This is a genomic window from Gaiella sp. (assembly GCF_035558935.1).
Classification (GTDB): Bacteria; Actinomycetota; Thermoleophilia; order Gaiellales; family Gaiellaceae; genus Gaiella.
Genome location: NZ_DATMBZ010000091.1, coordinates 1 through 10,230 on the forward strand (window position 1 = coordinate 1; position 10,230 = coordinate 10,230).

Here is a 10,230-nt window from a genome sequence, read left to right on the forward strand (position 1 = left end):
AGGCCGCAGAGGAGCAGCTGGGGGAGCACGAACGCGGGCATGAACTGGACGGCCTGGAACTCCGTCCGTGCGAACGCGCTCGAGAAGAGGCCGAGGGTGCTTCCGAGGACGGCGTTCCCGACGGCGAGCGTGGCGATCAGCCACGGCGGGCCCGCGGTGTCCAGGCCGAGCAGGAGGAACGCGACGAGCGAGACGAGCGTCGCCTGCACGGCCGCGGCGAGCGCGAATGCCGCGCCGTAGCCGGCCACGAGGTCGAACCGCGTGAGCGGCAGAGTCATCAGCCGCTCGAGCGTCCCCGTGACGCGCTCCCGCAGCATCGTGATCGACGTGACGACGAACATCGCGATGAACGGGAACAGGCCGAGCAGCGGGCCGCCGATCCGGTCGAACACCTCCGGCTTGTCGACGAAGAGGTACTTCAGGAGCGCCACGAGGACACACGGCACGACGAGGAGGAGCGCGACCGTGCGTGGGTCGCGCCGTAGCTGGCGGAGCACGCGCGCGGCCGTCGCCGGCCCGGCCCAGCTCATGCCTCGTCCCCGGAGTCGATGAGTCGCAGGAACGCCTCGTCCATGCCCTCCGCACCGGTTCGCGCCAGCAGCTCCCCGGTCGTCCCCCGTGCCAGCAGGCGTCCCTGGTGGAGCAGCAGGAGCTCGTCGCAGCGCTCGGCCTCGTCCATCACGTGGCTCGACACGAGCAGCGTCGCGCCCCCGTCGGCCAGCCGCGCGAACGCCTGCCAGAGGTCGCGGCGGAGCACCGGGTCGAGGCCGACGGTCGGCTCGTCGAGGACGAGGAGGTCGGGCCGTCCGACGAGCGCGGTCGCGAGCGACACGCGCGAGCGCTGTCCTCCGGACAGGCGGCCGACGACGCGGCCGACGTCCGCGCCCAGCCCGACGAGCTCGAGCGCCTCGCCGGCGTTCGCGCGCGGCGCTCGCAGGAGCCGAGCGAAGTAGTCGAGGTTCTCCCGCACCGTCAGGTCGTCGTAGACGGCCGGAGACTGGGTGGTGTAGGCGACCCTGCGGCGGAGCGACGGCGTCCCCGCCGGCGATCCGAGGACCAGCACCGATCCGGATTCGACGACCTGCGTGCCGACGATCGCGCGCATCAGCGTCGACTTCCCGCTCCCGCTCGGTCCGAGCAGCCCCGTCACCTTCCCGCGCCGGACGTCGAGCGTGACGCCGGCCAGGGCATCGCGCCCGCCGCGGACGACGCGTAGGCGGTCGACCTCGACGGCGCGCCCGTCGGTCACCGAGCAGTTCTAGCGGATGTTCGCGCCCGGATGAGGGCGGGTACACCCACGAGGTGAACGTGACGGCCCTCGACCACGTCGCGCTCTGGACGTCCGACCGGGACGGCGTTGCGAGACTGCTCACCGAGTGCTGCGGCATGCACGAGATCCAACGCACGGACGCGTTCACGCTCGTCGGCGGCGACGCGCGCGAGGGCAAGTTGACGCTCTTCGAAGCGCAGGGGCCGCGTCAGCGCGGGGTGCTCGAGCGCATCGTCCTGCGGGTCCCGGCGGTCGACGAGGTGCGCAAGCGGCTCGAGGCGGCGGGGCACGAGGTCGCGAACGGCGGGTACGAGCTCCGTCTCGAGGCACCCGACGGCCTGCCGCTCGGCCTCGTCGCGAGCGATTCGTCGGGCATGCCCGACCTCGACCACGTCGTGCTCCGGGTGCCCGACCCCGACGCGACCGCAGCGGCGCTCGCCGACCTGGGCCTCGAGCGTCGCGGGGAGAACGTCGGCGTCGCCGACCGCGAGGTGGAGCTGCGCCGGGGCGACGCGCGCGAGGGCGAGAGCCCGCTACTGAACCACCTCGCGTTCCTCGTCGAAGAGTCGGGCGCCGTCGAGCGCGAAGCGCGCGCCCGCGGGCTCGAGATCGACGACGTCGTGGACGCGCCGAACACGCGCGCCGTCTTCCTCGTCGGCCCGGACCGGATCCGGCTCGAGTACGTCGAGCACAAGCCCGGCTTCTCGCTCACCTGAGCCATGCCGGATCTCGTCGTCGCAGGCGCCGGCATGGCCGGCCTCGTGGCCGCGGCCGAGGCCGCCTCGCGCGGCGCCCGCGTCGTCGTCCACGAGAAGGGCGACCGGCCCGGCGGCTCGATGTTGCTCTCGAGCGGCGTGGTTTGGCGGTATCGACGGTTCGAGGACTTTCGCCGGGAGTGCCCCGACGGGACGCCTGAGCTCCAGAGCCTCGTTCACGAGCGGCTCGACGACGATCTCGCCTGGCTCGAGGGCCTCGGTGCGCGGGTTCTCGACCGTTCGACCGGCAATCCGCGCACGGTCGGCCTTCGCTTCGACACGCGCTCGCTGGTGGACGCGCTGACGGCGCACGGCGGCGAGCTCCGGCTCCGCGACCCGCTTCGCGAGATCGCGGACGGAGCGCCTGTCGTCCTCGCCACGGGAGGCTTTCAGGCGAACCGCGACCTCGTGCGCCGCTGGATCACGCCCGAGGCGGACGGCCTGTTCCTCCGCGCGGCGCCGTGGAGCACGGGCGACGGCCTCCGCCTCGGGCTCGACGCCGGCGCGTCCACGACGAACGGCATGGGCGAGCTGTACGGGCGCGCGATGCCGGCGCCGCCGGCGCGGATCCCCGAGACGCAGTTCGTCGAGCTGGCGCAGCTCTACGCCCGTCACGCCGTCGTCGAGAGCGTCGCCGGGGAGCGGTACGAGCCGCGAACCTGGTCGGAGATCGACGTCGTGCAGTGGCTCGCGCGGCAGCGCGGAGCGCGCGGGATCTACCGCGTCGCGGCCGCCCAGCTCGCGGCGCGGGTCCGCGACCGGACGGTGGGCGAGATGGTCGACGGCGCGGTGCGCGCGGGCGCGCCCGTGCGCCGCTTCGCGGACGGGGTCGCCGTCGAGGTCGTGGCGGGCATCACGACGACCCTCGGCGGCCTTGCGGTCGACCGCTTCGCGCGCGCCGCACCGGGCGTCTATGCCGCAGGCGCCGACGTCGGGGGCATCGCGACGGGCGGCTACGCGAGCGGGCTCGCGGCCGCGCTCGTCCTTGGCCGTATCGCGGCGGCGTCCGCTCTGGAGGGCCGATGAGCGGGTTCGCCTTCGGCTCCGGCTTCACGGTCGGGATCGAGGAGGAACTGCTCCTCGTCGACCCCGACACGCACGACCTCGTCCCCCGCGCACAGGACGTGCTCGCCGCGATGGACGTCGAGGCGGGCGCCGCAGGCCACGATGCATACGCGGCGCAGCTCGAGCTCCGCTCGCCTCCGTCCGCGACCGTCGGCGACGCCGCGGCGGCCCTTGCGAGGCTGCGGCGCGTCGCCGCCGAGCACGGCGCGACACTCATGGGAAGCGGCCTCCATCCCGCCGCGCCCTTCGGGTCGGCGGAGCTCGTCGAGGGGAGCCGGTACGCGGTCGTCGCGGACGAGGTGCGCGGGCTTCTGCGGCGGACGCCCGAGTCGGCGCTCCACGTCCACGTCGGCCTGCCCGACGAGCGGGTCGCGGTCCGCGCCTTCAACGCGCTCCGTCGGCAGGTGCCGCTCCTCGTAGGCCTCGCGGTGAACAGCCCCTTCTGGTTCGGCGTCGACTCGGGCCTTGCGAGCGCGCGCTTTGCGCTCGCGCGCGCGTATCCGGGCAAGGGCATCCCGCGCGCGCTCCGCGACGTGCGCGACCTCGAGGAGCTCGCCGACGCGACGCTCACGGCAGCCGGGCTCGGGGACGCGACCTTCCTCTGGTGGGACCTCCGGCTCCACCCTCGCTACGGGACGATCGAGCTGCGCGAGATGGACAGCCAGGCGACGGTCGAGCATGCGGCGGCGCTCGGGGCGCTCGTGCGCGCGCTCGTCGTCGAGGCGGCGGAGCGCAGGCCCGACGACGACGACCCGCCCAGCGAGGCACTCGCGTGGTCCGCCTTCCGCGCCGCCCGAGACGGCGCCGCGGCGACGGTGCTCGACGGCGGCGCGCCGCGGGCCCTTGCCGACGTCGCACGCGAGACGGTCGCACGCCTCCGTCCGGTGGCGAGGGCACTCGGGGACGAGGACGCGCTGGAGGGCATCGCCATGCTCGCCGAGGCCGGCGGTGCGGGGCGCAGGCGCGCCGCGTACGCGGCCGGCGGGATGTCGGGCGTCCTGGCCGAGCTCGTCGGCGAGACGGCCGCCTCGGCCGGGCGTTTCCCCGCCGGGGCGCCGCGGGTAGACCGCCGTGAAGCGTCGTCGACCGTGAGGTGATGCCATGCCCCGCGCGATCTGGTCCGGCTCGATCTCGTTCGGGCTCGTCAACGTTCCGGTGCGCATGTACAGCGCGATCGACGAGCAGGACGTCCGCTTCCACCTCCTCCACGAGAAGGACGACTCGCGGATCGGCTACGAGAAGATCTGCAAGGAGGAGGGGAAGCCCGTGCCGGACGACGAGATCGTGAAGGGCTACGAGGTCTCGGAGGGCGAGTACGTCTACGTCACCGACGAGGACCTCGAGGCGGCCGCGGGGGAGACGTACAGGACGATCGACATCCAGGACTTCGTAGACGTCGACGAGGTCGACCCGATCTACTTCGAGCGCTCCAGTTACCTCGGCCCCGCCAAGGGAGGCGAGAAGACGTACGCGCTGCTCGTCCAGGCAATGGAGCACTCCGGCCTGGTCGGCATCGCGACGTACGTGATGCGCGACAAGCAGCAGCTCGGGTGCCTCCGCATCCGGGACGGGCTGCTCGTGCTCGAGAAGATGTTCTTCGCCGACGAGATTCGCCCGACGGACGAGATCGCGCCGCGCAAGGCAAAGGTCGGCAAGCAGGAGCTCGCGATGGCGCTCGACCTGATCGACCGCTTCCGGGGGCCGTTCGAGCCGGAGAAGTACGAGGACACGTATCGCACCGCGCTGCTGCGCGTGATCGAGCGCAAGCGCAAGGGCAAGGAGGTGCACGTCGAGCCGCAGGCCGAGCGCGAGGCGCCGGCCGACCTGCTCGAGGCGCTGCGGGCGAGCGTCGCGGCGCACAGCCGAAACGGCAAGCGGGCGCGCCGCGGGAACGGGTCGCTCGCCGACCTGAGCAAGACCGAGCTCGAGAAGCGCGCCCGCAAGGCCCGGATCGAGGGCCGTTCGTCGATGACGAAGGACGAGCTGGTCGAGGCGCTGGAGGCCGTGTAGGGACGCGTGGTGTCCGACTCGAAGTCGGACACCAAGCATCGGCCGCGGACGCTAGATCGTCTCGGGCACCATCTCGATCGCGCCGCACGGGCACTCCGCGACGCAGATCCCGCAGCCCTTGCAGAAGTCGTAGTCGAACGCGTAGCCGCGGCCCGCGGCCTCGCGGTCCCGGCCCTCGAGCTTGAGCACGGAGTTGTCCGGGCAGACGCCGAAGCAGTTGTCGCAGTCGAAGCAGTTGCCACACGAAAGGCAGCGGCGCGCCTCGAACAGCGCGGTCGTCTCGTCGAGCCCGCCGACGACCTCCTCGAACGTCGCGCGCCGTCGCGCGAGCTCGAGCGTGGGCTGGACCGACCGTGGCGCGTCCGTGTAGTACCAGGTGTTGAGACCGTCGAACTCGGCGAGCCCGTGCTTCGGCGGCGCGTCGTACGCCCCGCCGCGGAGCCACGCGTCGATGTGCCGTGCGGCCTTCTTGCCGTGACCTGCGGCGACGGTCACCGTCCGCTCGGCGGGCACCATGTCGCCGCCGGCGAAGATCCCCGGATGGCCGGTCATGAGGTTCGGGCCGACCTGGACGACGCCGTCGTCGACCTCGATGCCCGGGACGCCTTCGAGCAGCGCGAGATCGGACTCCTGGCCGAGCGCCAGTACGAGCGAGTCGGCCTCGAGCTGCTCGACCTCGCCGGTGGGCTGCGGGAAGCCCGTCTCGTCGAGCTCCATGCGCTCGATCGTGAGGACGCCCGCGTCGGCGCGCTTCACGGTCGAGAGCCACTTCATGCGCACGCCCTCCTCCTCGGCCTCCTCGACCTCGAAGTCGTGCGCGGGCATCCGGTCTCGCGTGCGCCGGTAGACGACGACCGAGTCCGTCGCGCCGAGCCGTTTGGCTGTCCGGGCGACGTCCATCGCCGTGTTGCCGCCGCCGTAGACGGCCACGCGACGGCCGAGGAGCGGCTTCTCCTCGCCCTCCATCGAGTGCAGCACCGTCACCGCGTCGAGGATCCGCGCCGCCTCCCCCGCCGGGACGTACGCGCGCTTTCCGATGTGCGCGCCGACCGCGAGGAAGACGGCATCGAACCCTTCGTCACGCATCGCGCCGAGGACGTCGGTCACCTTGACCCCGAGCTCCAGCGTCACGCCGAGCGAGACGATCCGGTCGACCTCGGCGTCGAGGATCTCGCGCGGCAGGCGGTAGCGCGGGATGCCCCACCGCATCATCCCGCCGGCCTCCTCCTCGCTGTCTCGCACCGTGACGTCGTGGCCGAGCCGCGCGAGGTGGTAGGCGGCGGAGAGGCCCGAGGGGCCCGCGCCGACGACGAGCACGCGCTTGCCGGACGCAGCGGCGTCGGCCGTCACCGTCCAGCCCTGCGCGATCGCCTCGTCGCCGAGAAACCGCTCGACCGCGTTGATCCCGACCGCCGAGTCGAGCTGCGCGCGGTTGCACGCCGTCTCGCACGGGTGGTAGCAGACCCGGCCCATGATGGCGGGGAAGGGGTTGTCCTCCATCAGCTTCCGCCAGGCCCGCTCGTAGCCCTCGCCCCCCTCCTCGGCCTCGAAGAGCCAGGCCTGGATGTTCTCGCCGGCGGGGCAGGCGTTGTTGCAGGGCGGCAGCAGGTCGCGGTAGACGGGACGCTCGGTGCGCCAGCTCCCGGTCTTGTTGGCGAGGCTCGAGCCGACGTCGAGCGTGATCGCGAACGGCTTGTTCATGCGACGACAACCTCCTCCAGCAGGCCGAAGCGCCGGATGTTCCGGTCGGCGATCGCCTGCAGCCGCTCGATCACGTCCGTCCGCGGCGGGTCGCCGAACAGGTGGGCGAACCGGCGCTGGAGCCGCAGGTAGTCCTCGACCGGCGCCTGCCGCCTGATCTTCGAGACGGAGACGACCTCGCCGTCCTCGGCCTCGAACACCGGGAAGAGGCCGGTCTCCTTCGCGAGGCGCGCGATCTGGATCGTGTCCTTCGACGCGGAGCCCCAGCCGAGCGGACAGGGGACGAAGACGTGGAGGTAGCGGGCGCCGTGGAACTCCATCGCGCGCCCGACCTTGGCCTCCAGGTCGTGCAGCTCGGCGACCGTCGCGGTCGCGACGTACGGGATCTCGTGGGCCATCGCGATGAGCGCCGCGTTCTTGCCCTGGCCGAACGCGTTGCCCGGCTCGGGCCCGACCGGCTTCGTGGTCGCCGTGCGCGCTGCGGGAGGCGTCGCGCCCGAGCGCTGCACGCCCGTGTTCATGTAGGCCTCGTTGTCGTAGCAGACGTAGAGCACGTCGTCGTTCCGCTCGAACATGCCGGAGAGGCACGCAAAGCCGATGTCGAGCGTGCCGCCGTCGCCACCCTGGCCGATCACCCGGATGTCGGAGCGGGCCTTCGCCTTGAGCGCTGCCGCGACACCCGAGGCGACGGCGGGGGCGTTGCCGAACAGCGAGTGGACCCACGGCAGCTGCCACGACGACTCCGGGTAGGGCGTCGAGAAGACCTCGAGGCAGCCGGTCGCGTTCGCGGCGATCAGACGGCCCTCGGTGGCGCGCATCGCCGCGTCGAGCACGTAGCGCGCGCCGAGCGCCTCGCCGCAGCCCTGGCAGGCGCGATGGCCCTTCGTCAGCGCGTTCGTGCGCTCGCGATCGGCCTGCACGGTCCGCTCGTCCTCCTCGAGGAGGCGGTTGCCGGCCGCGAAGCTCCCGACCTGGAAGAACTTGACCGGCCGGTGCGCCATCAATGCGACCTCCCCGCGACGATGCCGAGGTCACGCAGGATGTTCTCCGCGTGCGGCCCGGAGCGCCGCTTCTCCGCGAGCCGCTGGAGCTCGCGCTCGACGAGCGGCCGATCCAGGTCGAGGAAGTGGAGCCGGTTCGGCTCGATCCAGCCCTCCTGTACCTCCTCGATCAGCGCGAGTAGTGAGCGGCGCGTGACCGCGCGGCCCCCGAGCCCGGCGACGACGTCGTAGACCACGGGAGGGACCCCCGCGAGCGCGAGGCGGACGTTCTGCCCGACGATGCCGCCCACGCCGACCGCGAAGGCCCGTTCGACGACGATGACGCGGTCGGCGTCCGCGAGCGCCTCGCGGATCTCGTCGAGCGGGAACGGGCGGAAGCACGTGATCCCGAGTGCGCCGATCTTGACGCCCTGGTCACGGAGCTCGTCGACGACGTCTTCGATCGTGCCGAGCACCGACCCGAGCGCGACGACGATCGTTTCCGCGCCCTCCGTCCGGTAGCGGCGCAGCAGGCCGCCCGTCGGGCGGCCGAACGACGACGCGAACTCCGACGCGATCTCCGGGACGAGGTCGAGCGCCTGCATCTGCTTCGCGTGGGCGAGGTAACGGACCTCGGTGAACGCCTCGGGCCCGACCATCGCCCCGATCGTCACGGGCTCGTCGGGGTCGAGCACCTGCCGCGGCTCGTAGGCCGGGAGGAACGCGTCGACCTCCTCCTGCGAGGGAACCTCGAGCGGCTCGACCGCGTGGGTGAGCACGAACCCGTCCATGCAGACCATGACCGGCAGCGAGAGCTCCTCCGCCAGCTTGAACGCCTGGACGTGGAGGTCGATGGCCGCCTGATTCGACTCGGCGTAGAGCTGGATCCAGCCCGAGTCGCGCTGCGACATCGCGTCCGAGTGGTCGTTCCAGATGTTGATCGGCGCGCCGATGGCCCGGTTCGCGAGCGTCATCACGACGGGCAGCCCCAGCCCGGAGGCGTTGTAGAGCGCCTCGGCCATGTAGAGGAGGCCCTGGCTCGACGTCGCCGTGTACGCGCGCGCCCCTGCGGCCGACGCGCCGATCGCCGCGGACATCGCCCCGAACTCCGACTCGACGAGCAGGTACTCGCAGGGCGCGAGCTCGCCCGTCCGCACCATGTCGGAGAGCCCCTCGACGATGTGCGTCTGCGGCGAGATCGGGTAGGCGCTGATCACCTCGGGCCGGCACCGCGCGACCGCCTGTGCGATCGCGAGCGAGCCCTCGAGCTGGTCACGCATGGGCCACCTCCGCTCCTTCCCGGACCGCCGTGTAGGCCGCGAGCGCCGCGGCGACGTTGCCCTCGCCGGTCGCGGCGGCGAAGCGCCGGCGAATGGCGCCGGCGACGGAATCGATCGAGACGACGCCGGTCAGCGCCGCGAAGCCGCCGAGGAGCGCCGCGTTCGGCAGCGGCCGGCCGAGATGCTCGCGCGCGAGCTCGCTCGCCGGGACGGTGACCAGGCGTTCGACCCGGAACCGGTCGACGAGGTCCCCGAGCCCGAGCTCGTCGAGCGTCCGCCCGGTGTTGATCAACACGTACGCGTCGGCCCCCGCTCCGCTGAAGACGTCGACCTGGTGCAGGAGCGTCGGGTCCTGCACGATGAGCGCGTCGGGCTCGACGATCGGCTCGCGCGAGCGGATCGGCCGGTCGGAGATGCGGCAGAAGGACGTGACGGGCGCGCCCGTGCGCTCCGACCCGAACGTCGGGAACGCGAGGGCGTTGGAGCCCTCCGTGAACGCGGCGACGGACAGCAGCTCCGCGGCGGTCACGACTCCCTGGCCGCCGCGACCGTGGATGCGGATCTCGAACACGCTGTCATGGTCGGCCAGGAGCGGGCTCGTGCGCATCAGCGCGCCCGCGGGGTCGTGGTCGGTAGTTCTCCGCGCGGTCTACGCTCCTCGCGTGAGCACGCGGGGCCTCGACGGCGAGATCGACCGGCTCTACGGGCTCCCGCTCGCGGACTTCACGAAGGAACGCGACGCGCTCGCCCGGCGGCTGCGCGCCGACGGCAGTCGCGACGAGGCGACCGAGGTCGGTGCGCTGCGGAAGCCGGTGCTGGCGGCGTGGGTCGTCAACCGGCTCGCGCGCGAACGGCGCGACGAGGTCCGTGCCCTGGTCGGCGCCGCGGAGGGGATCAGGAAGGGGACGCCCGAGGCGGACGAGCGCTTCCGGACTGCCGCCGACGAGCTCGTGCGCGCGGGCCGCGAGTTGCTCGCCGCCGAGGGCCGCACGGCCTCCGACGCCGTCGTGCGCGACGTCGCGACGACTCTCCGGTCGGCCGCCGCGGCCGACCCGAAGCTCCTGACGAGCGGCCGGCTGACCGAGCCGGTCGAGGCGACGGGCTTCGAGGCGATGGCCGGCGCGGTCGCCCCCGCGAAGCGTCCGGCGCACACCCGGCAGCGGGAGGAC

General features: G+C 72.8%; 10 protein-coding genes and 1 pseudogene. 5 read left to right on the top strand and 6 right to left on the bottom strand.

Annotated features, from left to right (window positions below):
• Both VNM44_RS08770 and VNM44_RS08775 read right to left on the bottom strand, forming a co-directional pair.
• Window positions 1–530 (bottom strand): ABC transporter permease (locus VNM44_RS08770; RefSeq protein ID WP_325625153.1); only part of this gene is annotated, 530 nt, incomplete at its 3' end.
• Window positions 527–1,249, bottom strand: a complete 723-nt coding sequence (locus VNM44_RS08775; RefSeq protein WP_325625156.1) for an ABC transporter ATP-binding protein — start codon at window positions 1,247–1,249, stop codon at window positions 527–529. The genes VNM44_RS08770 and VNM44_RS08775, both read right to left, overlap by 4 nt.
• A gap of 53 nt (window positions 1,250–1,302) precedes the next feature.
• Between VNM44_RS08775 and VNM44_RS08780 the strand changes: the two genes are divergently transcribed.
• The 4 genes from VNM44_RS08780 to VNM44_RS08795 are packed head-to-tail and all read left to right on the top strand — an operon-like array spanning window position 1,303 to window position 5,100.
• The gene (locus VNM44_RS08780) at window positions 1,303–1,986 is read left to right on the top strand and encodes a VOC family protein (protein ID WP_325625159.1); all 684 of its coding nucleotides are present in this window, start codon (window positions 1,303–1,305) and stop codon (window positions 1,984–1,986) included.
• Between the two features lie 3 nt (window positions 1,987–1,989).
• A complete protein-coding gene (locus tag VNM44_RS08785; RefSeq protein ID WP_325625161.1) occupies window positions 1,990–3,051 on the top strand; it encodes an FAD-dependent oxidoreductase in 1,062 nt (353 codons plus the stop codon).
• The gene (locus tag VNM44_RS08790; RefSeq protein WP_325625165.1) at window positions 3,048–4,187 is read left to right on the top strand and encodes a carboxylate-amine ligase; all 1,140 of its coding nucleotides are present in this window, start codon (window positions 3,048–3,050) and stop codon (window positions 4,185–4,187) included. The genes VNM44_RS08785 and VNM44_RS08790 overlap by 4 nt, the downstream gene beginning before the upstream one ends.
• 4 nt (window positions 4,188–4,191) lie before the next feature.
• Entirely contained in the window at window positions 4,192–5,100 is a 909-nt protein-coding gene (locus tag VNM44_RS08795; protein ID WP_325625167.1) for a Ku protein, read from the top strand.
• Between the two features lie 51 nt (window positions 5,101–5,151).
• On the opposite strand, the gene VNM44_RS08800 is transcribed toward VNM44_RS08795, so the two are convergent.
• The 4 genes from VNM44_RS08800 to VNM44_RS08815 are packed head-to-tail and all read right to left on the bottom strand — an operon-like array spanning window position 5,152 to window position 9,632.
• A complete protein-coding gene (locus VNM44_RS08800; RefSeq protein WP_325625169.1) occupies window positions 5,152–6,801 on the bottom strand; it encodes an NAD(P)-binding protein in 1,650 nt (549 codons plus the stop codon).
• Entirely contained in the window at window positions 6,798–7,802 is a 1,005-nt protein-coding gene (locus VNM44_RS08805) for a thiamine pyrophosphate-dependent enzyme (RefSeq protein ID WP_325625171.1), read from the bottom strand. The genes VNM44_RS08800 and VNM44_RS08805 overlap by 4 nt, the downstream gene beginning before the upstream one ends.
• Window positions 7,802–9,061, bottom strand: a complete 1,260-nt coding sequence (locus tag VNM44_RS08810) for a transketolase C-terminal domain-containing protein (RefSeq protein ID WP_325625175.1) — start codon at window positions 9,059–9,061, stop codon at window positions 7,802–7,804. The genes VNM44_RS08805 and VNM44_RS08810 overlap by 1 nt, the downstream gene beginning before the upstream one ends.
• Window positions 9,054–9,632 carry a 2-oxoacid:acceptor oxidoreductase family protein gene (locus VNM44_RS08815; protein WP_325625177.1) on the bottom strand — a complete coding sequence of 193 codons (579 nt, stop codon included), beginning with the start codon at window positions 9,630–9,632 and terminating at the stop codon, window positions 9,054–9,056. Before VNM44_RS08815 ends, VNM44_RS08810 begins: the two co-directional genes overlap by 8 nt.
• A gap of 91 nt (window positions 9,633–9,723) precedes the next feature.
• On the opposite strand from VNM44_RS08815, the pseudogene VNM44_RS08820 reads away from it, so the two are divergent.
• Window positions 9,724–10,230 (top strand): annotated as a pseudogene (locus VNM44_RS08820) (hypothetical protein); the annotation flags it as partial.